The sequence below is a fragment of the Oxynema mangrovii CENA135 genome (assembly GCF_016632315.1).
Taxonomy (GTDB): Bacteria; Cyanobacteriota; Cyanobacteriia; order Cyanobacteriales; family Laspinemataceae; genus Oxynema; species Oxynema aestuarii.
Genome location: NZ_JAEOXH010000001.1, coordinates 1,749,649 through 1,773,383 on the forward strand (window position 1 = coordinate 1,749,649; position 23,735 = coordinate 1,773,383).

A 23,735-nucleotide genomic window follows, 5' to 3' on the forward strand; every position below is an offset into this window, starting at 1 on the left:
GTTTGTTCCGCAGGCGAGACGGGCGATCGCGCGTTATTTGACCCAAACTGTTTTTATATTGACAAATTCGCGAATTCCTTCGACGCTGAGTTCTCGTCCGTAACCGGAACGTTTGATCCCGCCAAAGGGGAGGCGGGGGTCGGATTTGACCAATCCGTTGATAAAGACGCATCCGGCTTGCAATTCCTCGATCAGGCGATCGCGTTCGGCGTCGTCGGCGGTCCAGGCGCTGGCCCCCAAGCCAAAGGGCGTACTGTTGGCCAGTTTAATCGCTTCGTCGATTCCTGCCACCCGGAATAACAGGGCGACCGGACCGAAAAATTCCTCTTCGTAAGCGGGAGTCCCGATGGGAATGTCGCTCAAAATCGTCGGGGGATAGAAGTTGCCCGGACGGTCTAAGGGGGCGCCGCCGACGAGGGCGCGGGCGCCTTTTTGGACACTTTGTTGCACCTGATGGTCGAGTTCGGCGAGGATGTCGGGGGTGGCCAGGGGGCCGACGTCGGTGGTGGCGTCCATCGGATCGCCAATTTTTAAGGATTGGAATTTTTCAATTAAGCCTTGCTCGAAGCGATCGGCGATCGCCTCGGCGAGGATGAAGCGTTTGGCGGCAATGCACGATTGTCCGTTGTTGAGCATCCGCGCAGTCACTGCCGTAGCGATCGCACTTTCCACGTCGGCACTGTCGAGAACGATAAACGGATCGCTGCCTCCCAATTCTAAAACCGTTTTTTTGATCGCTTTGCCCGCCGTGGCGGCCAAACTGGCCCCGGCAAACTCGCTACCCGTCAGTGTCGCCGCTTTGATGCGATCGTCGGCGACAATTTGGGCGACTTTATCGGAACCGACCAATAAGGTTTGAAAGGCGCCGTCGGGAAATCCGGCGTCTCGGAAAATATCGGCGATCGCTAAAGCACACTGTGGCACGTTAGAGGCGTGTTTGAGTAAGCCGACATTCCCCGCCATCAACGCCGGGGCCGCAAAGCGGAACACTTGCCAAAAGGGGAAATTCCACGGCATCACCGCCAGAATTGCCCCTAACGGTTGGTAGCGGACAAAACTGCGACTGGCATCGGTTTCGACGGCAACATCGGCGAGAAAATGCGGCGCCTGTTCGGCGTAGTAGCGGCAGACCCAGGCGCATTTTTTGGCTTCCGCGATCGCCCCTTGAATCGGTTTGCCCATTTCCAGGGTCATCAACTTGGCCCAGTCGGCGGCTTGTCCCTCCAATAAATCCGCTGCCGCATTCAGCCACTGCGCTTTTTGCGCGAACGGAATGCGACGATAAGATTCAAACGTCTGTTGAGCTTTGGCTAATTTAGCCTCAATTTCCGCATCGGCGATCGCCTCAAACCTTTTGACCGTTTCTCCCGTTGCCGGATTAATCGTTGCAATAGTCACGATCGAATTCTCCTAAAACACAAAACCGAGGTCTTTCCCACGTCGCGATCGCCTGCTTTGTCGATCCAAAGCGCCCCTTTTCCATCCCCCAAACTGCATAAAATCTCCTAATTTACCTCAATGTTCTCCTCAAACAAACAAGGACGGTCTCAATGATGGCGATCGCTCGTGCAATCCACAATCCCCCTTGTTGTCATTTTGTCAAATTTGCAACAGTTTAAAGGTTAAATTTCGAGATTTTTTGTCATGAAATGTTGAGTCGGCAATGGGGAGAGTGGAGAGTCGGGAGTGGGGAATCGGGACTCGCAACGATCGCCTCTAAATGCTCATTCCGAGATCCTTTACCAACGCCCGGATCTTTCTCCTGCCGCTTGTCCGGGGCGATCGGTTCCCCTCGGCGAACCGACAAAACGATAAAATAGGCGATCGTTGCCAACTTAGCCCCCATCAACGATCTCATGCTCGATCTCGCCCGTATTATTGCCGACGAACTCGCCGTCAAACCCACTCAAGTCGAAAACGCTTTAACCCTATTCGCCGAAGGGGCCACCATTCCCTTTGTCGCCCGTTATCGTAAAGAACGAACCGGATCCTTAGACGAAACACAACTGCGCCATATTAGCGAACGTTACGACTATCTCACCGAACTCGAAGACCGCAAACAAGCGATCTTAGAAACGATCGCCCAAGCGGGAAAACTCACCGAAGAACTGCAAGCCAAAATTGAAGCCTGTCAGCAAAAAAACGAACTCGAAGACCTCTACCTTCCCTACAAACCCAAGCGCCGGACTCGCGCCACGATCGCCCGGGAACGCGGTTTAGAACCCCTCGCCGACTGGATTAAACAACTCAATCTCAGTAAAGCCACCGCCGCTTTAGCCCCCGAAGCCGCCCGCTATCTCGATCCGGAAAAAGGCGTCGAAACCGTCGAAGATGCCTTAAAAGGAGCCGCCGATATTTTAGCCGAAGAAATCGCCGAACGAGCCGAATCGCGCGCCTACCTGCGGGATTATTTTTTAAAACAAGGCGTCTTCGCGTCGCGGATTAAAGACGACCATCCCGAAGGAACGACAAAATATGAAATGTATCGCCAATTTTCGGCGCCCGTTCGCGAGATTGCCCCTCATAATTTACTAGCTTTATTCCGAGGGGAAAAAGAAGGAATTATTAATTTAACCCTGGACTTCGACGAAGCCGAAGTTTTAAATTATTTAGAATCGCGAGAAATTCGCACGAAAGTTCCCGAAATTCGCAATTTTTATCGCGAATTGATTCAAGATGGGTTCAAGCGTTTGATGCAAAATTCCCTGACCTCCGAGGTGCGATCGCTCAAAAAAGAATGGGCCGATATCGAATCGATCGAAACCTTTGAAGCCAACTTGCGCGAACTGTTGCTGTCCGCCCCGGCGGGAATGAAACCGACTCTGGCGATCGATCCGGGGTTTAGAACCGGGTGCAAGGTCTCGGTTTTGGACGAAACCGGACAATTCCTCGAATATCAGACGATTTTTCCCCATACGGGCGATCGCCAAAAAATCGAAGCGGCGAAAACGATTTCTCGTTTAATTGCCCAGTATAAAATCGAGTTGATCGCGATCGGTAACGGCACCGCCGGACGGGAAACCGACAGTTTTGTCGGCGACGTTCTCAAAACTTGTAACCATCCACCGATTAAAGTCATGGTCAACGAATCCGGCGCGTCGATCTACTCCGCCAGCGAGGTCGCCCGCGACGAATTCCCCGATTTAGACCTCACCGTTCGCGGGGCGATTAGCATCGGTCGCCGCTTGCAAGACCCCCTCGCGGAATTGGTGAAAATCGATCCGAAATCGATCGGCGTCGGACAATATCAGCACGACGTAGACCAAAAGTTACTCAAGAAAAAGTTAGACGACACCGTAGAAAGTTGCGTCAACTATGTCGGGGTGGATTTGAATACGGCGTCGAAGGAATTGCTCGGCTTCGTGTCCGGTTTGACGCCGACGATCGCCAAAAATATTATCGCCTATCGCAATGAAAATGGAGCGTTTAAACGGCGCAAGCAGTTATTAAAAGTGGCGAAACTCGGTCCGAAAACCTTCGAGCAAGCGGCGGGGTTTTTGCGAATTCGTGGCGGGGACAATCCGTTAGATAATACGGCGGTTCACCCGGAAAGTTATGCGGTGGTCGAGGCGATCGCGGGGGATTTAGGCATCCCTTTAACCGAAATTGCCAAAGCGGGCGATCGCCTCAAATCAGTGCAGTTGCAAAAATATACGAGCGATCGGGTCGGCTTACCCACCTTGCGCGACATTCTCAAAGAATTAGAAAAACCCGGACGCGACCCCCGCGCCGAGTTCAAGTATGCCACCTTTAAAGAAGGCATTAACGAGATTTCCGACCTGCGTCCGGGAATGGAACTCGAAGGAATTGTCACGAACGTGACCAATTTCGGCGCTTTTGTCGATATCGGCGTTCATCAAGATGGGTTAGTCCACATTTCCCAACTGGCGGATCGTTTTGTCAACGATCCGAAGGAGATTGTCAAGGTCGGACAAGTGGTCAAGGTGCGGGTGTTGGATGTCAACGAACAGTTAAAGCGGATTGGTTTGTCGATGCGATCGCGCGATCGCGCATAAATCAACTCCCCTCCTTCCAGGCGGGCAAAATGCCCGCACCACAGGAGTTTTGGGTTCCTTGCGAACCCTTCGTTACGATGACGGCAATCTCAAGCCATCGACGGCCTGACGGAACTCTTCCACTGCCGGGGAATAATCGATCGGTAACACGGCGACGACGTTCTCGTGAGGACGGGGAATGATCACCCAAGATTCTAAAGTCGCCCCATAAGCAGTTTCCACCGCCGCGATTCCCGCTTCCATCGCGGTTTTCACTTCCGAGACATCCCCCCGAATATTAATGTTAAATCGCGCGCTACCGACCCGGATATAACCCACCAAGGTGACTCTGCCAGCTTTGACCATAGCGTCGGCGGCGGCTAAAATCCCTGGAAAACCTTTTGTTTCAATCGATCCAACTGCTTGTTGTGCTGGCATTCTCAAACTCTCCTGCCTTACTCAATCAAACGATAAAAATTCCAAACCCAATTTTACGCAGCTTTTCTACGCTTTGGACGAGAAGAAGCGATCGTTTCTGCTGCCGATCTTCGATCCTGAATCGTTCCACCCTCGCCGTTGCGTCCGACTCGTCACCACACCGATCGCCATTCTTCTACGGCTTCGGTATACTCGATGGGTAAGACGCTGACGATATTCTGCGGTGGATTCGGGACGATGTAATAGGACATGACTTGACCACCGAAGGTCTTTTCTGCGGCTTCCAATCCCACCTCGACAGCAGGTTTAACTTCTGAAATCGGTCCGCGAATGGCAACGACAAAGTTACCTCTTTCTGCTTTGTCAAAATAGACGAGGGTCACTCGTCCTCCTTTGACCATCGCATCGGCTGCAGCTAGTACAGCCGGAAACCCTAAAGTTTCAATTACTCCAACCGCAGCAGGCATCCGTAACTCCTCAAGATTATCGATCGCAGTTTCGTTAATTGTACGAGGCTTTTAGACCATTTGAACTAATTTCGGTCATTTGATGGAAACATTACCGCATGGGGCGATCGTGAATCGGCGATCGTCGCCGCCCAAAGAGGACAATAGAGAAAATCGCTAACTCCAGGCTTTCCTGGGAATTTGACTGGAGCCTCAATTGGGGGAACTCTCTACAATCCCCCGCCGAGAAAACCACTAAAACCGAGCAAATTTTGAATGAATTTTAAGAAAAGTCAAGCCAGTTTCGAGGCGATTTAAACAAAAATCGCACCGCTTTGAAGTCGTTCGTCAAAGTCTGTAGGCGTTACGAACTCGATTACGAATTATCCGTGGGACGGTGTTGCATTTGGAGGCTGTCGGGATCGACGTAGTGACAAACTGCATCGTCTAGGCAAATCAAAGCCCAACCGGATTTGTCAATCTCGATCAGTTTGTAGGCGGCGTGCTGCACGAAAAACCCTTTATGATTTCGGGTTGAAGGTTTGACGTTAATGATTTCATCTGACATAGTATTTATACTCCAATGGCATCAATTTTTCGGTTCGAGACAAGAATAATGATAAGCCTTTCCAGGTTAACATTATTTTTGCTTGTCTTTCCGTAAAATTATCTAAATAATTATTACTTTTTTTGAAATTTTCCGGCACGACCCGAGGCGATCGCCCCGAGTTTCGCTGAGGTTTGCACGGTCGTGAGTTTCGGCGGCGATCGCGCTGTCGCCGGGGTCTAAATTGGCGATCGAAACGGGATGGACGAAGAGAAACAAGCTGTCCATTTTTTACAACTCTTCACTAAAAAAATAAGATTTTAAAAAACAAACCTTTTTTGATCGATCTATGAAAATCGACACGACAATCTTAAATAGATCTAAATTGCCTAAAAAATAGACTTTAAATGGCTTTTGTTGCCTGAATATATCACTCCATTAAACAGATTTAATTCAGACTTTATCTCCGGTCGAGTCAAACCGATAAAATTCGAAAAATAACTTTATTTTGTTAGGCGATCGCCTCGTCAGAATTGCTATTTAAAAAATGCCACAATTCTGTCAAAACAGTCCCGATCTTTGCAGCTCCACCCCGAACAGTCCGAGGGAGCGATCGGCAATCCGCCCCTTGACAGGAAGGTTCCCAGAGAACCCAACGAGGGGACTTCACCCAAACCCGATCGTCCGGGGCGATCGCCGAGGATTCACCCCTTTTCCCTGCGGATTCCCTGCGCAAGCGCCCCGGAAGCCGACCGATTTATTGTGATTTCTTAAGATTTTTGGAGACTCGACCGAGTAAAAAGTTGCTATAATAACAATCTGCAATCGATCGCCACAAAAACGACCAACGTTTAAAAAAGTAGCCATTTTTAAAAAATTTTGTATCCTGGAGATGAGCCGCCTCCGAAAAGCAGAGGATTGCTCGAAGGGAAAACAATTGCAAAGCGAGTTCTCGCACCTTGCTTTGCGATCCTGTTGGGGGGAAATTCAACCAAGTTAGCCATAAGTTAAGACTCGGTAAAGAGCGGGCTAACCTGGCAAAAAACCGAGATCTTTAAACAATGCTTTGCGGGGGTGCAAATCCGAAGGGGGCGATCGGCAAGCGTACCCGCTTGTCGGGGGGCGATCGCCTTCAACCGGAGCGATCGTAGCAACCGCGATCGCCTTGACGTCGTTCAAAAATCAGAAACAAAAATCAGGAAATATGACCATTCCAGTCACCAATACCCAAGAACTCGAAGACTTAATCGTGCGGGTGAAAAGCGCACAAGCCGAATATGCGACCTATCCCCAAGAACGAGTAGACGAAATCTTCAAGAAAGCCGCCCTCGCCGCCAACGCCGCGCGGATTCCCCTGGCGAAAATGGCTGCTAGCGAAACCGGGATGGGCATCATTGAAGACAAAGTGATTAAAAACCATTTTGCCTCCGAAATCATTTACAACAAATACAAAGACGAGAAAACTGCCGGAATCGTCGAAGAAGACCCCTCCTTCGGCTATCAAAAAATCGCCGAACCCGTCGGAATTCTCGCCGGGATCGTCCCGACCACCAACCCGACCTCGACGGCCATTTTCAAAGCCCTACTCGCCTTAAAAACCCGCAACGGGATTATCTTTTCGCCGCACCCGCGCGCCAAAAAATGCACCTGCGAGGCGGCGAAAGTCGTGCGCGATGCCGCCGTCGCCGCCGGGGCGCCTGCGGACCTGATCGGCTGGATCGACGAACCGACAGTTCCCTTGTCCCAGCAATTAATGCAACACCCGCAGATCAACTTAATTCTGGCCACAGGCGGACCGGGAATGGTGAAAGCGGCGTATTCCTCCGGACACCCGTCCCTGGGAGTCGGCGCCGGAAACACCCCGGCGACCATCGACGAAACCGCTCATATTAAAATGGCCGTTTCCTCGATCTTGCTCAGTAAAACCTTCGATAACGGCATGATCTGCGCCAGCGAACAGTCGGCGGTGGTGGTCGATGCAGTTTACGAACAAGTCAAGCAAGAATTTATCGATCGCGGCGCCTATTTCCTCAATCCAGAAGAACGAGAAAAAGTCGGCAACATCATCATTGTCAACGGACGCTTAAATGCGGCGATCGTCGGACAGTCGGTGGAGAAACTCGCCGAACTCGCCGGAATCTCGGTTCCGCCGAATACGCGGGTCTTGATTGGCGAAGTCGAGGCGATCGACGAAAGCGAACCGTTCGCCTACGAAAAACTCTCCCCGATTTTGGCGATGTACCGCGCCAAGGACTTTTACGACGCCGTAGACAAAGCCGAAGCCCTGATTAAATTCGGCGGTCGCGGACATACCTCGGTTCTCTACACCTCGCCGTCGAACCTCGAACACCGCCATTACTTCGAGGCGCGCATGGAAACCGGACGGGTGTTGATCAATACCCCTTCTTCCCAAGGGGCGATCGGCGATTTGTACAACTTCCGCCTCGACCCGTCCCTGACCCTCGGATGCGGGACGTGGGGAGGAAACACGGTCAGCGAAAACGTCGGACCCCAGCACTTGCTCAACTTCAAAACTGTCTCGGAACGGCGCGAAAATATGCTCTGGTTCCGGATTCCGCCGAAAGTGTATTTCAAATACGGGGCCTTACCGATCGCCTTGCGGGAGTTAGCGGGGAAACAACGGGCGTTTATCATTACCGACAAGCCGCTTTACGAACTCGGGATTACCCGCAGCGTCCAAGAAACCCTCGATCGCATCGGCATCAAATACGATATCTTCTTCGATGTCGAACCGGATCCGTCCCTGGCGACGGTCAACCGGGGACTGGCCCAGATGAACGTCTTCAATCCGGACGTGATTATCGCCATTGGCGGCGGTTCGCCCATGGATGCGGCGAAAGTCATGTGGTTGATGTACGAGCATCCCGAAACCGACTTTGAAGGGTTGGCGATGCGGTTTATGGATATCCGCAAACGGGTTTACGACTTGCCGCCGTTGGGTAAGAAAGCGATGATGGTGGCGATTCCGACGACGTCGGGAACGGGTTCGGAAGTGACGCCGTTTGCGGTAGTGACCGACGATCGCACTGGAATTAAATATCCCCTGGCGGACTATGCGTTGACGCCGAATATGGCGATCGTCGATCCGGAACTGGTGTTAAATATGCCCAGAACCCTGACGGCGTATAGCGGAATCGACGCCCTGACCCACGCTTTGGAAGCTTACGTCTCGGTGTGCGCGTCGGAGTTTACGAATGGGTTGGCGTTAGAAGCGATTCGCCTGTTGTTTAAATATTTGCCGAGTGCGTATAAAAACGGAAGTAACGACCCGAAAGCGCGGGAAAAAGTTCATTATGCCGCGACGATGGCGGGGATGGCCTTTGCGAATGCGTTTTTGGGGGTGTGTCATTCCCTGGCGCACAAACTCGGGTCTACGTTCCACGTCCCCCACGGGTTGGCGAACGCGCTGATGATTTCTCACGTGATCCGCTACAACGCTACGGACGTTCCGTTCAAGCAAACGATTTTCCCGCAGTACAAGTATCCGAATGCGAAGTGGCGCTACGCGCGCATTGCGGACCACTTGCGCTTGGGTGGGGAGACCGACGAGGAGAAGGTCGAGAATTTGGTCGCGGCGATCGAAAATCTCAAAAGCGAGTTGGATATTCCGCTGACGATTAAGGAAGTGTTACCGGAAGAAGAACAAGGCTTTTACGAGGAGGTCGAGGAAATGGCCGATCGCGCCTTCGACGATCAATGTACGGGGGCGAATCCGCGCTATCCGTTGATTCAAGACCTCAAGGAGTTGTACGTTTTGGCGTTCCGAGGTTGTCGGGTCGGGTCGTCGATGTACCACCAGGCTTCTCAAGAGGAGGTTCTCAAAGGCGATCGCGAATTTGATTCGGAGACGGTAGAGACGGGCGATCGCCCTCTGGCGGAGTCGGCGTCGTAGCTGTTATCGCCGTCAATTGAGTCCCTTTGGGGCGAACAAGGCGATCGTTCCGAACTGGGGCGATCGCCTCTTTTTGTGCTGGCACGATTGACGCCGGATCGATGCTCGCACCTCGGCAATCTCACGGGCGCGATCTCCTCGATTCCCTCGAATTTAAACGAATTCAAACGCACTCTTTTCCCCGATCGCGCTCCTGTAGCTAAAATCACCAAAACTCATCATTTAGTGGTCTGACCCCCTACAGGCTTAACCCCCGATCGATTTCAATCGAGCGATCGCGACGATCGCTTTGCTAGAGAACCGAATAAAAACAGCACGACTATAGACGAAAAGAGGGGTCAGACCCCATTTTTAAAGTTTTCGTAAAGAATCGGGGGTGAACTGGAGAAAACGACCCCCTAGAGTTTAAACTTTTAGTAAAGTTTTGGCGATCGAATTTCGGGAAAAGTACGGTAGCCAAACCCAATTTAAAAAACATAAAATATAAAAATAGAGTATCAACTCGGAATCCATATGGCTGCCATAACAACGGGGTGTATCAAGCTAGAGAAGAAACTGATCGCGCTCGGCCAACAGAAGGCGACGGGAAGGCTCGTGCTGGCTCAAGGCGATCGCCAGTGGACCTTTTACTTCTTTCTCGGTCACTTGCTCTACGCTACCGGGGGGCCGCATCGAGTGCGACGGTGGGAAAGAGCGCTCAAACTCTACTGTCCCAACTTCTCCGTAGACGCGAATAAAGTCTCGAACACCAACCTGTGGGAATATCAGGTTTTACAAGAAGCGGTCTTGCAAGAACAACTGACCCTCAACCAAGCTAAAGCTCTGTTACGCAGCATCCTCAAAGAAGTTTTATTTAGCTTACGCAACGATCCGGACTTCAGCATTCGCTGGATCGCCTCGACGCGACCGCCGTCGATGCAAATTTCCTTAGAATTGCCGCTTTCGACGGGAGAAGTCCACCAAATCCTGCAAAAAGTGCGCGGGATGTGGCAACAATGGCAAGGGATGGGATTGGAAGACATTTGTCCCGATCGCGCTCCAGTATTCGCCGACATCAACCCCTATTCCAGCGCCAGCGAGTCCGATACCCTCTTAAAAATGACCCAACTGTTCAACGGTCACAACACCTGTTGGGACGTTGCGATCAAACGCAAGCAGCCGATCGCCGTCGTGGCGCGCAGTCTGAACCATTTCATCGAGCAAGGCAAAATGGAGCTGCGCGACGTACCGGATTTACTCTCTCCCGCCGAACAGTTGCGCCTGGTGTGTGCGGCGGTGAATCCTCCCGGGCCGCTTGTCGCCTGCATCGATCCGAGTCCGACGATGAAGCGCACCTTAGAAAGCATTCTCGTCCCCGCAGGTTATCGATTCGTCGCCATTCAAAGTCCCTTGAGAGAATTGAGCAATCTCGTCAAGCAAAGACCTGCATTTGTCTTTATGGAAACCGCACTTCCGGAAACCGACGGGTATTCCCTGTGCCGTTTTTTGCGGAAAACCGGGATCTTTCAAAAGACGCCGATCGTCATGATCGGCGATCGCGAAGGATTCAAAGAGCGAATTCGGGCGAAATTAAGCGGTGCTTGCGCATTCCAAGGAAAATCAGCAGATCGCAAGCAATGGCTGGAGGTGGTGCGGCGATACGTTCCCCTCAAACCACACCCCGCCGTCCAGGCGCCCAGTGAGGGCAAGATCTTATATCAGTATTAAAATAGGGGGCGATCGCCCCTTTCCCCCTATGCGATCGTCAAACAATGGTTAGAATGAGAACAGCATAGAGACATCGAAGCAATCGCAGCAAATCGAGGGTGCCCGTTGCGAAACGCTCGGGAGGGATCGGAACCACGCCGACGGGTTGCTCGACGCTGGTTTTTAGTTCGATCCCTTTGCACTTGGGGTGTTGGCGGACGATCGCGATCGCGCGGGCCGTTCGTTTTCTTGTAAGAGCCGCATGTAGGCATCGGAGCGGACGGCTTGGGGGTGAGCCTCGTCACGATCGACGCTTAAATCGCGACCGACCGCAACGATTGAGGCGATCTCACTCCTTGGTGGCAACGAACGAACTTACCCGAACAAGAGGCGATCGCCTATTTTGCTCTGAGACACGCTCTGGCTGGTAAAGGTTTTAAAGAATGACTGTAGATTTCATCGAACGGTTCGTGCGGTTGATTGCAGACTACACGGGTTTGCAAATTCGCCCCTCCGAATATCCACACTTATCTAAAAAACTGGAAACTCGCATTAACGCTTGCAAACAACCCTCGACTCAAGATTACTATCAGCTCCTAGAAGCCGCTACCAAAACGGGACGAAGCGACGGAGATCGCTATCCCTTCGAGCTGCACTCCCCCATAAGGACGGGCGATCGCCCGATCGATCTGTCCCGACAAGAGTGGAAAGAACTGATCGAGTTACTCACCACCGGAGAAACTTATTTTTTTCGAGATAAAGGCCAATTTTGGTTGCTCGAAAATATTATTTTTCCCGAATTAATTCAAAAACGCAAACAGGCTTATTTAAACGGTCAGAGCTACCGTCCTTCCCTGCGGGTATGGAGTGCGGGGTCGTCGAGTGGAGAAGAAGCCTATTCGATCGCGATCGTCCTCAAAGAACTCATCGATGATTTAAACGATTGGGACCTATTCATCTTAGGGACCGATCTCAACGCCGAAGCGATCGCCAAAGCCCGAAAAGGGGTGTACAGTCCCTGGTCCTTTCGCAGCATGGATCCGCGTTACCTGTCCACCTACTTTCACAAACGCGGCGATCGCTGGACGATCGATCCGTCCGTGCGCCAATTAGTCACCTTTCGCGAAGGCAACTTACTCGCCGACCCCTTCCCCAATCCCGGCAGCGACTTATACGATTTCGACTTAATTATCTGTCGTAACGTCTTCGTCTACTTCGAGCCGAGCGCGATCGCCACAACCGTCAAAAAATTCTCCCAAACCCTGAGAATCGGCGGCTATTTGATCGTCGCCCACGCCGAACTGCACGGTCAACCCCTACCCGGGTTGAACGCGAGAATTTTCCCCCAATCCGTCGTTTACCAACGCGGCGATCGCCCCACCAGTACCTTTCCCACGCCCCAACCCTTCAAACGTTCTGCCAGCCAACGATCCGCGCAGTTTACCCGACCTCCCGCGCCCCCGTTAACTGGAGTGCGAGCCAACGCGAACCCTCGTACACCCAACGAACTGAGTCAGAACCGCGCCCCCGATCCCGCATCGGATCCCTCCCCTAGCTCCCTGCCGATCGCCGTTCCCAACGCCTTTTCCTCCCCTTCCCCCAAAGCGCAGTGGGTCGCGACCCAACCCCCCGCCGATTTGACCGTCAAACCCGAGGCGATCGACCTGTTATTTGCCGAAGCGCAAACCTTGTTCGAGCGAAAAGCCTACGGCGACGCCCTCAAGCAAGCCGAACGCATCTTAAAACTCAACCCCCGTTATTTTGAAGCCCACTGCCTGATTGCTAGAATTGCCGCCAACTTAGGCCATTATTCCCGGGCCGAAGCCTCCGCGCAAAAAGCCAGCGATCTCAATCCCCTTTCCGTCGAACCCTACTATCTCCTCGCCCATATCGCCGAAGAAAAAGGGGATTTAGAACGGGCAAAATATTGGTTCGATCGCATTATCTACCTGGATAGTTCGTGCATTTACGCCTATTTAGAATTAGCGTCTATTTACGAAATGCAAAAAAATTTCGCTCGGGCGAAAAAGCTGCGTTTGATTGCCCTCAATATCGTTAAAAAACTTCACCCCGACACCCCAGTCAAACGCCGCGACCCGCTAACCGCACGAGATTTATTGCTGTATTTAGAAAATTTAGTCGGTCGAGAAGTCAACTAGAGTGCAGCATCTCACGGCATCGGGGTGTACTTTGGGTGCAGGCTCTGCGGCGATTCTCCTTTGGAGACGCTTTCGCCTTCGCCGCGCGACGGTCAACCTCGGTTTACAGCTATGAGCGACATTCAATCGTATCTGATTTTCACCTTAAACAATGCCCGTTACGGCGTCGAGACCCAATCCGTACAAGAGATTTTTTTCTTACCCGCCTTAAGCGCCATTCAAGAAGCGCCCCCGGATATCGTCGGCTTGATCGACTTACGCGGCGAAATTCTGCCCGTGATGGCCCTGGAACTGCGCTTGGGATATGGCCTCGGGGAATACGGGATCGCCGATAGTATTATCGTTTTGGAAAGCGAGGGAGATAAAGTCGGCTTAATCGTCAATCAAGTCCACGAAGTCCAGGCGATCGCCGCCGCCGAAATCGTCACCGAATTATCTTACGGACGACAAGCGACCCCCCAGTCCCATCGCCTCGTGCGCGGCGTCGCCAAAACCGGGGGCGAATTGGTCGCGATCCTCGATTGCCAGCGCTTGATTCATTCCGGGGAATCGGTGCAACCGCTTATCGACGAGGTTCTCGACGACAACGGGCAACTCCCCGAAAGTAGTTTAATTCTCGAAGAAGCGCCCCGAGGCCGTAAAAATCGCTGCCTTTATCCCCATGCCTCCGAGGAAGAATTGGCGATCTTGCGCGATCGCGCGGAAAACCTCAAAACCCGCACCGAAGGGGAAGACCTCGCCGGATTGATGCCGATCGCCGTCGTGGGACTCAATGGAGAATACTTTGGCTTGGACTTGAATTTAGTGCGCGAGTTTACCGATATTGACAAAATCGTGCCGATTCCCTGCTGTCCTTCGTATATTTTGGGGAATCTCAACCTGCGCGGCGAGATCGTCACCTTAGTCGATCTTCGCCATTTGCTCAATTTACCCCTCACCGATTTGGGGTCTAATTTGAAAGCGATGGTGGTTCACCTCGAAGATCTCGTCGTCGGCGTGGCGATCGAACAAGTCTGTGACGTGACTTACGTGCATTCCTCCCAAGTGATGCCCGTTCCGGCGGCGATCCATTCGAGTAAAGACGAATATTTGCGCGGTACGGTCGCCTATCGCGATCGGATGATGAGCCTGCTCGATTTGGCCAAAATCCTCACGGACGGATGTTTGGTCGTCGATGAAGAACCTTGACAGACTCCCCGGGGCGATCGCCCTGCGAGGGATCCTCCCGCAACCGATCGCCGCCTGTCGATCGCCCGAACCCCAATAACATTGTCGCCGATCGATTCTGGATTGCCTTGTCGGGGGGATGAATGGTGACAAGAGGTTTCGTATGCTTGATGCTGACTGAGGAATGTTAAACCCATTAAAAATAAGACAGCGTATTCTATGGGGCTACGGGGTTCCCGTCTTACTCTCGATCTCGATCGCCGCCATTGCATTCGGGCAAATGCAATCGGTATCGCGCCAAGTGAATCGAAGTGCAAAACAAGGCGATCTACTCGTCGTCTCCGAACGGATGAGCTTTGCGGTCGCACAAATGCACCAATCTGCAGCGAGTTTCATGCTCGATCCGGAAAGCCAATGGCTGGAGTCTTACGAGGAGGGAGTGAAATTATTCGAGAACTCGTCCCAGGTGGCGATCGCCGAACTGCAAGGGTCTCCCCATGCCGAAGCGGTGCGAGAGATCGTCGATTTGGGGACGCAAATCGATACCCTCAATCGCTACGCGATCGCCTTAATCCAGGGAAACGAGCAGGATCGCGCCATCCGCACGTTGACCGCCGCCGAAAGCCAAAAATTGATGCGCCAGTTAAATCAGCAAATCGCCGCTCTCGTGCGCACTCAGCATCAATTACTTTCGCAACAGAACCGACAGAGTGAAATGACGATCGCCAGTTTGTTGCGCTGGCAGTGGATCGCCACGTCGGTGTGGGTGGCGGTGGCGGTGGCGATCGCCGCCCAGGTGTCGCGCTACGTCACCCGTCGCCTGCGCGAAGCCCTTCGGGGTGTGGCCAAGTTTTCCGGGGAAGTCAAAACCATGCTCGACCTCCAGCAAGCGGCGATCGAGCGCCAGTCTAGGGGAGTCAGCGATACCCAAGCGCTGTTGGGACAGTTAAACGTTGCTTCTCATCAAATTAGCTCGCAAATTAAGGGAAGCCGCGATCGTCTCGAAGTGCTCGATCGCCACGTCGCCTTTTTGTGGGAACAAGTGAGCGAAATTCACCAAATTGCCAGCGTCGTTCAAGAGTTGGCCCACCAAACCAATTTACTCGCCCTCAACGCGGGAGTGGAAGCCTTACGCACGGGTTCGCCAACCGGGGGATTCGACCTGGTCGCCCTCAAAATGCGTGCTTTGGCGTATGAAAGCCAACAGTCCGCCAATCAGATTTCCCCCTTAGTGCGCGGGATGGAAACCGCCAATGGGGAAGTGTCTCCTGTCGATCGCGACGGCCAAGATTTTGACAGTCTCAAACAAGCGTTTGAACAGATCGATGGGGCGATCGCCCAAGTGGAAATTCACAGCCAGCAAGAAGCGATGACGGTGCAACAATTACTCGTCAGCGTCGAGCAGTTGGAAAGTGAGATCGCACAGATCGCCAGCATTAGCCAAGAAAGCCATCTCTCGCTGAAAGAACTCGACGAAGCCAGCGACGATCTCAAGAAGTTATTTTAAATGTCGCTTCCTCTCTTTCTCCATCTGGCGGGCAACAACGAACGCGCTCATCGTCTCCAAAAGAAAATCGCTTGTCCGCCAAAATTTTTTGTAAAAAGACAAATTTTATCGACGGGTAATTATTAAAAATTCTCTAAATTTTGTCATTCTTTTTGCTTCCTGTCCGGCGTTGGCGTAGCGTCTCTAAAGGAGAATTGCCACCCCGTAAAATTCGATAGAAATTGCCGCGATCGCGATGTTTCAAATACGATCGATCGTCGGATCTTTCCCTCGATCGATGCGTTCGCGCCCGACCGCTAGACCCGATCTCCGATTTTGTCTATGGGATTCGCCGTTCGATCCCGCGATCTCCCTTGTCGCTGCTTCCGAGGACGATGCGGCGGCAACCCCTGCCGGACGGGTCGATCTCGATCGTCGCCCGCGATCGACTCGGCAACATTTTTGTTGTTTTTTGTAATAAAAATATAGCCTTTTTTAGAAGTATCTAGGGCAAGATAGAGAAAGAGAGCATTCGGGTCTAGATAGAGTTAAAATTGTAGCCAACAAAAAATTACAAGTACGGCAAAATTGTTAACTTGCCATCTTCAAAACAGAAGCTCTCATATTTTTAATCGGGGTTCTCCATCTACAAGAAAGATTGAATTTTTATTTTTTGACAGAAAAGAGGAGTCAAAAATGTTCGATGTCAAACACTATCGGATCCGATCTTGGATTATTGCAGGATATGCTCTTCCGGTATTTTTATTTTTATTGACTTCAACGGCAGTTTTTGTGAACGTTCACACGGTCAGAGAAGAAGCAACGCTTTGGAAAGAATCCGATCGCATCGCCGATCTGATTTATAAACTCGGATTTAACGTCCAGCAATTATCGAGAGCCGCCCGGGGATACCTGCTGGAAAAAAGTGAGACTTCCCGTCAGACTTACGAAGAAGCGGATCGCAACTACGAGAATTACGCTGCCGAACTCGAAACCGTCATTTCTGACGAACAGCAACGACAAAACTATCAAAAAATGACCGAATTAGTCGAAAGTCTCGACCAGTTCGACCGCCAATTAATCGCCTTAGTCGATGCGGGCAAAACCCAAGAAGCGATTGCCTTGTGGAAAGCCGAAAAAGGTAGCGAACTCAGCGAAGAGATTACTGACGTTCTCGAAGCAATGCAACAACGGGAAAACAAAATCGTCCAAGAGCGACAAGCGGAACAAGAGAATGCCTTAGATTCCCTCTTATCCGTGACCTTGGGTGCGAGTGTCATGTCCTTGCTCGTCGCGATCGCCGTCGGCAGTTGGATTATCTCGCGCATCAACCAGCGCATGAACGAAGCCGCCAGCACCGTCGCTTCTTCCTCCCGACAAATTGCCACGGCGATCGAAGAACAAGAACGCACCGCCGTCCATCAAGCCTCCTCGGTCAATCAAACCACGACCACGATGGACGAACTGTCTGCCTCCTCGCGACAGTCGGCACAACAGGCACAAGATGCATCCAACAGTGCCAACGAAGCCTTAGATCTGGCGGATAAAGGTTCGCAAGCCGTCGTCACCACTCAAGATGGCATCGAAACCCTCAAAAGTAAAGTCGGCGAGATCGCCGAACAGATCGCCCAACTGAGCAACCAAACCAGCGAAATTCGCGATATTTCTCAATTAGTCGGCGATTTAGCCAATCAAACCAACATGCTCGCTCTCAATGCGGCAGTGGAAGCGGTACGGGCCGGAGAACACGGCAAAGGTTTTGCGGTAGTGGCGGCAGAAATCCGCAAATTAGCCGATCGCTCGCGCCAATCCGCCCAAAAAATTCATAGTATCGTCAGCGAGATTCAAAACTCGATTCACGCTACGGTGATGGTCACCGAGGAAGGGATCAAAACCGCCGACGAAGGGGTTCGCATTGCCGGAGAGACGGCTCTAGCGTTCAACGGCGTTCAGGAAGCGGTCAACAATATGGCCGTCAACAACCAGCAAATTTACTTAAATTTACAACAGCAAGCCAGCGCGATCGCCTTAGTCGTCGATGCGATGAATAATCTCAACACCGCCGCTCATGAAAGTGCCGAAGGGATTTCTCAAGTTAAACTCGGCACGCAACAATTAAATCAAGCTGCCGAACAGCTCAAAACGATCATTTAATCGGGATCGGCGATCGCACTTTCGCCGAGAGCCTTGCGCTCCAACGGGTGCAACGGATGGGGTGCCGAGCGATCGCTTCCCGGTTTGCCGGATTGAGGGAGTGGCTTGGCGATCGCCATCAGGCGATCGAAACGACAATCGATCGACTATCGAGGACAATCGACGATGAAACTCGGCCACATGCTTTATATCGGTTTCGCAATTCCCACAATTGCGTTAACGGGATTGGGAATTTATTCGCTCTATTCGTTCGCGAATATCGACCACCAAGTTGCTACCATTTACGACGATCGCGTCGTTCCCTTGCAGCAGCTCAAAAGTATTTCTGACGATTACGGACTGGCGATTATCGATGCGGTCAACAAAGCTCACGCCGGACTGTGGACGAGCGGTCGGGCTTTGGAGTCCGTCGATCGCGCGATCGCTCGAATTGAGAAGAATTGGCAAGCCTATCGACAGACGAACTTAACCCCCCGAGAAGCCCAAGTCGCGCGCGAAGTCGAGCAGTTATTTCAACAAGCCGAACCCGCGATCGCCAATTTGCGCGCCACCCTGCAAAGCGGAGATCCCAATCGCTTGAGTGCATTTGACGGGTCGCTCTATAATGTCATCGACCCGTTGACTTTCAAAATTCAAGAACTGAGCGATTTACAGTTAGAAATTGCCAAAGACGAACGGGAGAAAGCGGCACAGATTTATCGCCAAACTCTGATGGTGTTTATTCCGCTTTTGGCGATCGCCTTAATTATTGGTTCGCCTGTCGGTTTTGTCACCATTCGTCGGGCGATCGTCGCGACTTTACAGGATATTGTCAATGCGATCGCCACGTCTTCTAATGAAATTGCCAGCACTACCAACCAACACGAGCGCATTACCCAACAGCAAGCCTCTGCAGTCAATCAAACGACCTCTTCCGTGGACGAATTAAATGCGTCTTCTCGTCAAGCCGCCAACCAAGCCGATTTATCGGCGCAGGGCGCTCAAAAAGCCCTCAATCTGGCTGGAAAAGGCACGGATGCGGTCGAGAAAACCTTAGAGGAAATGACCTTACTCAAGGGAAAAGTTGAAGGAATGCGCCTGCAAATCGAAGAATTGAGCAATCGCGCCAATCAAATCGGCAACATTGCCACAATGGTGAGTGATTTTGCATCTCAAACGAACGTCCTCGCGCTCAATGCTGCGGTGGAAGCGGTGCGAGCGGGAGAAGAGGGCAAAGGTTTCGGGGTGGTCGCCAGTGAAATTCGCAAACTGGCCGATCGCAGTCATCATTCTGCCGAACAAATTAATACTCTAGTTAAGGAGTTGGAAGAGTCGTTGACGGCGACGGTGAGGGCTTCTAACGAAAGCAATAAGAGTGTGGAAATTGGCATGGAAATTACCCGAGATACTGCCACGGTTTTTGAAGGGGTTCGCGAGGCGATCGAAGAAGTTGTCGTCAGTGTCAAACAAATTTCTAGAAGTACCCGCGAACAATCGGCGGCGATCGAACAAATCCTCGACGCGATGCAGCATGTCAATATTTCGGCCAACGAAACCGCTCAAGGGATTAAAGTTACGAAACTGGGGATGGAAAACTTAAATATCAAGGCTAAAGAGCTTCAAGAACTCATTTAAAACCCATTTAGAACTCATTGAGTTAATTCGCGTCCAGCGCAGAAGATTATTTTTTTGAGGGCGATCGTACCCTAACTTACTTTCGCAAACACAATATTTTATAAGCTATTTCTCTTTTGAAATGCATCGGAGTAAAACCGTGGGTATCTTGCTCTCACTATCGAAAATCTTATCGATCCTCATGCTTTTAGAAACGATTCTCCTCCGGAGACGCTACGCGAAGATACTCTTTGAATCATGCAGTTTAAACGTCTAACAGCTTGCCATTTCTAGTACCCACCTATTCGATCTTGGAAAGACTCTTTACCTCTTTCCATTTTTTAGGGATTTAACCGGATTCAATGAAACAAAAATAATTGATTTTTAGCCTTCCTATCCATCGGTCAAGACCCCGAGTCAAGCGATCGCAATATTGAAAAAATAATCACTACGGGTTCGATAGTGTTCAAAAAAGTTCACAACTCAAATATAGCTATCCTCGATCGCTTGGAATTATAAGGAGATAAAATTTTAACCCAATTTGACCGTGGGTAAAGTTTGATTTGAGTGAATGAATTATTTTCACAGGAATGATAGCTTAGATCGATGAATCGAGATCGTAAATTTTATAGGAAATACGCATTGTCAATAAGTTTTACAAGTCAGATAAAATTGCTACAGATAGCATGTTTAATTCACAATGAAGTAGGCTCAAACAAGCTGTCATTCCGGTGACCACGGAAATCGAGGGAGATCTCCGTAGCTGAGTGAAGCCAGAATATAGAGATAATTTTGATCGCCCTATCAAAATTCATCTATTTGTTGAAGATAATCGAGGTAATACCCATGTTCGATCGCTTAAATCTTCGTACTCGTATTCTTTTGGGATACTCCATTCCCGTACTCCTATCGACGATCTCGGCTGGAGCTATGTTTTTTAGCGTCCAAAATGTCAAGGTTTCTTTAGATGAGTCCGAATTGGGTCAAGTCATTGTTAAAAATTCTGACTTGATAGCTTTAAATATCACCAGAATGCAGCGTGCATCCAGAGGATACTTGATTCAAAAAAATCCGGAAGTTATTGATGATTTTGAAACGAGTTTGTCTAAATTAAATGAATCTAAAGAAGTCTTGAAAAGTATTGATACGATGATTCCGGAACAACGAGCGAGGTTAGAGGGAATTCTTAAAATTTCCCAAGAAGTGATCGACTTTAATCAAGAATTGATCGACTTGGCTCAAAATGGACAAGAAAAAGAAGCTCTAGACCTGTATCGATCGCAATTTCGGCAAAGCTTGAATACTCAAATTGAAAACGCTCTCAATGAGTTTAATCGTGAAGAAGATAAACTTCAGAATCTTAAAAATGAGAACACTGTATCGAATTTAGAAGGGTTAAGTATTTTAGTGTTAGCCAGTACGGCAATTGTGTTGGGGTTGGCGTTTGTTTCAGCTTGGGCGATCGCCAATCGAATTACAGAAACGATTAAAACCACCGCCACGACGATCGCTAGTTCTTCTCAAGAAATTGCCAGTACGATCGAACAGCAAGAACGGGTCTTGCAAGAACAAGCAACCGCCGTTAGCGAAACGACGACGACGATGGACGAACTCAATGCATCTTCCCATCAATCTGCGGAGCGTTCGGAGACGATGCGCGATCGCGTCGAACAAATTTCCGATCGCATCGTCCATTTAACCGAACAGGTCAATCAAATCGAAAAAATTGCGACCTTAGTCAGCGATTTAGCGAATCAAACTAACATGCTCTCTCTTAATGCTGCTGTCGAAGCCGTTCGTGCGGGAGAACACGGAAAAGGCTTTTCTGTTGTCGCCACTGAAATTCGCAAACTCGCCGATCGCAGCAAGCAATCGGCAGAAAAAATTAGTGAATTGGTGGTCGATATTCGCAATGCAACGAATTCGGCGGTTGTCGTTAACGAAGATGGCGGACGCAGTGTAGAAAGTGTTGTTTCCGCCGTTAACTATATTGCGGTCAACGCCCAACAAATTTCTTTAAGTTCCCAACAACAAGCCCTGGCTACTCAACAAGTAGTTTCTGCAATGAATAAACTCAATCAATCGGCGCAAGAAACGGCTTCGGGAATTGCCCAAACCAAAATAGGTATTCAACAACTCAATCAAGCAGCCATACGCCTCAAAGAAGAAGTATAGCTGTAAGACCGGATCGACGATCGCCGATCGATTTGGTTAAGCTTCGATGGGTGCAACTAATGACAATCGAAAATGCGATCGCTTCCCGAGTCGATCCGCACGATTTTCCTCCGGAGGCGCTACCCGAACGCCCTCAATATGGATGTGCCAGCGCGGGATTTTCCTCTGAACATACTACGGGAACAGATCGAGAATACCGGACAAAAAGGGGGAATCTAGGCGTTAGAAATTCTCCCGATTCGATTGGCTTTTTCTTTATACGCAGTCAAATCCTTCCGAGTCAAGTATGTTAAACTCCATTCATTTAAGATCTTTTCAGACCGGATCGAAAATCGAAGAGATGAAGAAAAACATACATTAGTTTTAAGTCATTCAATGTGTACGGGAGATTGAAAATTGCTCGTTCTCCGATCGCGCGATCGAGTATATATGTATTCTAACTGAGTTCAACAGGGTTTAATCGTCAAATTCACATAACAACGAGTACGGATTGATGCTCAATTTAAAATTGAAAGGGCAAATTTTATCGGGATATGCAATTCCCATTTTGTTATTGAGCGCGATCGCGCCTCTAGTATTTGTCAATACCCGCAATGTCAATCAACTGACCGACGCGATCGAGATCTCTCATGGGGTATCGGACTCGATGTCGGAAGCCACCCTCAATGCAATCCGAATGGAGCGATCGTTACGGGGTTATTTGGTCAATCAGAAGCCGCGCCATCGAGAAGGATTTGAAATCGGACTCAACAGTTACAATCAAACGGTAAGAAACCTCGAAAATCAGATCGAAGCGCTTCGAGATCCCGAACAGAAACAGCGTTTTCAACGGTTCGTGCAACTCGGCGAACAACTCGCAGCGAGTCAGCGCCAAATGCTCGCTTTGGTTCAAAATGACAATTTAAACGCCGCTTTACAAGCATTTGCGACGGACGAGAGTAGCGAAATTATTCGCGAGATGCAGCAGGTTTACGACGAGTTTCTCGAACGGGAGCGCATTCGGCTCGCCGAGGGAAAAGAGCGCACCCACGACGCACTAGATTTTCTCAGTCTGCTGGCGATTTGGGGAACGCCGATCGCGATCGCGCTGTGTTTGTGGAGTGCGATTTATATTGCCGCTCGCGTGCGCGATCGCATCGAAGAGGCGGTGCGATCGATTTCCACTTCTTCTCACGAAATTGCAGCTACGGCACAACAGCAAGAACGCAATGCCTCCCAACAATCGAGTTTCGTGCGCGAAACGACCACGTCGATGAATGAGTTGGATGCGTCCTCTAAAACCACTGCCGAACGGGCCGAAGAAGCGGCGCAAGGGGTGTTTCACATTCTCAAATTAGTCAGTGGTAAAACCCTCGACGGCTTTCGCGAAGGGTCTTCGCAGGAGTATCGCGCCGGACTGGGAAATGAGGACTCGTTCGATCGCAACGGCAGCAATTTGGAAATGAAAGTCAGCCAAATTGCGCTACAAATGGAGATTTTGAGCGAACAGCTCGGTCAGATCGATAAAATTGCCAATTTAGTTAGTAATTTAGCGGAACAAACTAATATGCTCGCGCTCAATGCGGCAGTGGAAGCCGTGCGCGCGGGAGAGGGAGGCAAAGGATTTGGAATTGTGGCCAGTGAAATTCGCAAACTGGCCGATCGCTCCCGTAAATCGGCGGAGCAAATTAATACGTTAGTGCAGGATATTCAAAAAGCGACTCAAGCCACGGTGACGGCGACGAAAGAAGGGAATCAAACGGTAGAAGTTGTGGTCGGTGCGATCGATGAAATTGTCGGCAGTATTCAAGCGATTTCCGGTAACGCTCGCGAGCAGGCGATCGCTATTTCTCAAGTAGTGGAAGCCATGCACCGTTTGAATTTAGCTTCGGGAGAAACTGCGACTGGCATCGCTCAAGTGCGAACGGGGACGCAACAGCTCAACACGGCTATTCTTGAGTTAAGAAAGCTCGTTTAGTCTTACTTGATTTGCGATG

Annotated in this window: 18 protein-coding genes; 10 read left to right on the top strand and 8 right to left on the bottom strand. The window is 50.6% G+C overall.

Annotated features, from left to right (window positions below; all coding sequences use genetic code 11):
* Nucleotides 1-33: 33 nt before the first annotated feature.
* Together JJD41_RS06915 and JJD41_RS06920 are read right to left on the bottom strand one after the other, a co-directional pair.
* Nucleotides 34-1,398 carry an NAD-dependent succinate-semialdehyde dehydrogenase gene (locus tag JJD41_RS06915; RefSeq protein WP_200665282.1) on the bottom strand — a complete coding sequence of 455 codons (1,365 nt, stop codon included), beginning with the start codon at nt 1,396-1,398 and terminating at the stop codon, nt 34-36.
* A gap of 244 nt (nt 1,399-1,642) precedes the next feature.
* Nucleotides 1,643-1,858, bottom strand: coding sequence for a hypothetical protein (locus JJD41_RS06920; RefSeq protein WP_200665283.1), 216 nt, complete (start codon nt 1,856-1,858; stop codon nt 1,643-1,645).
* On the opposite strand from JJD41_RS06920, the gene JJD41_RS06925 reads away from it, so the two are divergent.
* Nucleotides 1,857-4,016, top strand: a complete 2,160-nt coding sequence (locus tag JJD41_RS06925) for a Tex family protein (protein WP_200665284.1) — start codon at nt 1,857-1,859, stop codon at nt 4,014-4,016. The genes JJD41_RS06920 and JJD41_RS06925 overlap by 2 nt on opposite strands.
* 72 nt (nt 4,017-4,088) lie before the next feature.
* On the opposite strand, the gene JJD41_RS06930 is transcribed toward JJD41_RS06925, so the two are convergent.
* The 4 genes from JJD41_RS06930 to JJD41_RS06945 form a co-directional block, all read right to left on the bottom strand.
* Nucleotides 4,089-4,433, bottom strand: a complete 345-nt coding sequence (locus tag JJD41_RS06930) for a carbon dioxide-concentrating mechanism protein CcmK (RefSeq protein WP_200665285.1) — start codon at nt 4,431-4,433, stop codon at nt 4,089-4,091.
* Between the two features lie 152 nt (nt 4,434-4,585).
* Nucleotides 4,586-4,900, bottom strand: a complete 315-nt coding sequence (locus JJD41_RS06935; protein ID WP_200665286.1) for a carbon dioxide-concentrating mechanism protein CcmK — start codon at nt 4,898-4,900, stop codon at nt 4,586-4,588.
* Between the two features lie 355 nt (nt 4,901-5,255).
* Nucleotides 5,256-5,447 carry a hypothetical protein gene (locus JJD41_RS06940; RefSeq protein WP_200665287.1) on the bottom strand — a complete coding sequence of 64 codons (192 nt, stop codon included), beginning with the start codon at nt 5,445-5,447 and terminating at the stop codon, nt 5,256-5,258.
* A 102-nt stretch (nt 5,448-5,549) separates the two neighbouring features.
* Nucleotides 5,550-5,714 (bottom strand): hypothetical protein, encoded by a 165-nt coding sequence (locus JJD41_RS06945; RefSeq protein WP_200665288.1) that lies wholly within the window; start codon nt 5,712-5,714, stop codon nt 5,550-5,552.
* Nucleotides 5,715-6,630: 916 nt separating this feature from the next.
* Between JJD41_RS06945 and adhE the strand changes: the two genes are divergently transcribed.
* Together adhE and JJD41_RS06955 are read left to right on the top strand one after the other, a co-directional pair.
* The gene (gene adhE, locus JJD41_RS06950) at nt 6,631-9,339 is read left to right on the top strand and encodes a bifunctional acetaldehyde-CoA/alcohol dehydrogenase (RefSeq protein ID WP_200667126.1); all 2,709 of its coding nucleotides are present in this window, start codon (nt 6,631-6,633) and stop codon (nt 9,337-9,339) included.
* 513 nt (nt 9,340-9,852) lie between these two features.
* The gene (locus JJD41_RS06955) at nt 9,853-11,046 is read left to right on the top strand and encodes a response regulator (RefSeq protein ID WP_200665289.1); all 1,194 of its coding nucleotides are present in this window, start codon (nt 9,853-9,855) and stop codon (nt 11,044-11,046) included.
* Nucleotides 11,047-11,208: 162 nt separating this feature from the next.
* Here the strand turns inward: JJD41_RS06955 and JJD41_RS06960 are convergent, their stop codons facing one another.
* Nucleotides 11,209-11,391, bottom strand: coding sequence for a hypothetical protein (locus JJD41_RS06960; protein ID WP_200665290.1), 183 nt, complete (start codon nt 11,389-11,391; stop codon nt 11,209-11,211).
* 77 nt (nt 11,392-11,468) lie between these two features.
* Here JJD41_RS06960 and JJD41_RS06965 point away from each other — a divergent pair, with 77 nt between their 5' ends.
* The 4 genes from JJD41_RS06965 (at nt 11,469) to JJD41_RS06980 (ending at nt 17,991) form a co-directional block, all read left to right on the top strand.
* Nucleotides 11,469-13,184 (top strand): CheR family methyltransferase, encoded by a 1,716-nt coding sequence (locus tag JJD41_RS06965; protein WP_200665291.1) that lies wholly within the window; start codon nt 11,469-11,471, stop codon nt 13,182-13,184.
* A gap of 111 nt (nt 13,185-13,295) precedes the next feature.
* On the top strand, nt 13,296-14,372 hold the full coding sequence (locus JJD41_RS06970) for a chemotaxis protein CheW (RefSeq protein ID WP_200665292.1): 1,077 nt from the start codon (nt 13,296-13,298) through the stop codon (nt 14,370-14,372).
* Between the two features lie 163 nt (nt 14,373-14,535).
* Nucleotides 14,536-15,858: a methyl-accepting chemotaxis protein gene (locus JJD41_RS06975; protein ID WP_200665293.1), complete on the top strand. Its 1,323-nt coding sequence runs from the start codon at nt 14,536-14,538 to the stop codon at nt 15,856-15,858.
* Between the two features lie 675 nt (nt 15,859-16,533).
* A complete protein-coding gene (locus JJD41_RS06980; protein ID WP_200665294.1) occupies nt 16,534-17,991 on the top strand; it encodes a methyl-accepting chemotaxis protein in 1,458 nt (485 codons plus the stop codon).
* Here the strand turns inward: JJD41_RS06980 and JJD41_RS25225 are convergent.
* Nucleotides 17,988-18,110 carry a hypothetical protein gene (locus JJD41_RS25225; RefSeq protein ID WP_255547232.1) on the bottom strand — a complete coding sequence of 41 codons (123 nt, stop codon included), beginning with the start codon at nt 18,108-18,110 and terminating at the stop codon, nt 17,988-17,990. The two genes, JJD41_RS06980 and JJD41_RS25225, sit on opposite strands and share 4 nt — an antisense overlap.
* 46 nt (nt 18,111-18,156) lie before the next feature.
* On the opposite strand from JJD41_RS25225, the gene JJD41_RS06985 reads away from it, so the two are divergent.
* The 3 genes from JJD41_RS06985 to JJD41_RS06995 all read left to right on the top strand — a co-directional run bounded on the left by JJD41_RS06985 (nt 18,157) and on the right by JJD41_RS06995 (nt 23,716).
* Complete coding sequence (locus JJD41_RS06985) at nt 18,157-19,605, top strand: HAMP domain-containing methyl-accepting chemotaxis protein (RefSeq protein ID WP_200665295.1); 1,449 nt, start codon at nt 18,157-18,159, stop codon at nt 19,603-19,605.
* Nucleotides 19,606-20,514: 909 nt separating this feature from the next.
* Nucleotides 20,515-21,759, top strand: coding sequence for a HAMP domain-containing methyl-accepting chemotaxis protein (locus JJD41_RS06990; RefSeq protein WP_234488534.1), 1,245 nt, complete (start codon nt 20,515-20,517; stop codon nt 21,757-21,759).
* Between the two features lie 493 nt (nt 21,760-22,252).
* Nucleotides 22,253-23,716: a methyl-accepting chemotaxis protein gene (locus JJD41_RS06995; RefSeq protein WP_200665297.1), complete on the top strand. Its 1,464-nt coding sequence runs from the start codon at nt 22,253-22,255 to the stop codon at nt 23,714-23,716.
* Nucleotides 23,717-23,735: the final 19 nt, after the last annotated feature.

What these genes read in the sequence shown, in the direction of transcription:
- JJD41_RS06925 (WP_200665284.1), top strand. Translation starts at nt 1,857, where the DNA reads ATGCTCGATCTCGCCCGTATTATTGCCGACGAACTCGCCGTCAAACCC.
- JJD41_RS06920 (WP_200665283.1), bottom strand. Translation starts at nt 1,858, where the DNA reads ATGAGATCGTTGATGGGGGCTAAGTTGGCAACGATCGCCTATTTTATC.
- JJD41_RS06930 (WP_200665285.1), bottom strand. Translation starts at nt 4,433, where the DNA reads ATGCCAGCACAACAAGCAGTTGGATCGATTGAAACAAAAGGTTTTCCA.
- JJD41_RS06935 (WP_200665286.1), bottom strand. Translation starts at nt 4,900, where the DNA reads ATGCCTGCTGCGGTTGGAGTAATTGAAACTTTAGGGTTTCCGGCTGTA.
- JJD41_RS06940 (WP_200665287.1), bottom strand. Translation starts at nt 5,447, where the DNA reads ATGTCAGATGAAATCATTAACGTCAAACCTTCAACCCGAAATCATAAA.
- JJD41_RS06945 (WP_200665288.1), bottom strand. Translation starts at nt 5,714, where the DNA reads ATGGACAGCTTGTTTCTCTTCGTCCATCCCGTTTCGATCGCCAATTTA.
- adhE (WP_200667126.1), top strand. Translation starts at nt 6,631, where the DNA reads ATGACCATTCCAGTCACCAATACCCAAGAACTCGAAGACTTAATCGTG.
- JJD41_RS06955 (WP_200665289.1), top strand. Translation starts at nt 9,853, where the DNA reads ATGGCTGCCATAACAACGGGGTGTATCAAGCTAGAGAAGAAACTGATC.
- JJD41_RS06965 (WP_200665291.1), top strand. Translation starts at nt 11,469, where the DNA reads ATGACTGTAGATTTCATCGAACGGTTCGTGCGGTTGATTGCAGACTAC.
- JJD41_RS06970 (WP_200665292.1), top strand. Translation starts at nt 13,296, where the DNA reads ATGAGCGACATTCAATCGTATCTGATTTTCACCTTAAACAATGCCCGT.
- JJD41_RS06975 (WP_200665293.1), top strand. Translation starts at nt 14,536, where the DNA reads ATGTTAAACCCATTAAAAATAAGACAGCGTATTCTATGGGGCTACGGG.
- JJD41_RS06980 (WP_200665294.1), top strand. Translation starts at nt 16,534, where the DNA reads ATGTTCGATGTCAAACACTATCGGATCCGATCTTGGATTATTGCAGGA.
- JJD41_RS25225 (WP_255547232.1), bottom strand. Translation starts at nt 18,110, where the DNA reads ATGGCGATCGCCAAGCCACTCCCTCAATCCGGCAAACCGGGAAGCGAT.
- JJD41_RS06985 (WP_200665295.1), top strand. Translation starts at nt 18,157, where the DNA reads ATGAAACTCGGCCACATGCTTTATATCGGTTTCGCAATTCCCACAATT.
- JJD41_RS06990 (WP_234488534.1), top strand. Translation starts at nt 20,515, where the DNA reads ATGTTTTTTAGCGTCCAAAATGTCAAGGTTTCTTTAGATGAGTCCGAA.
- JJD41_RS06995 (WP_200665297.1), top strand. Translation starts at nt 22,253, where the DNA reads ATGCTCAATTTAAAATTGAAAGGGCAAATTTTATCGGGATATGCAATT.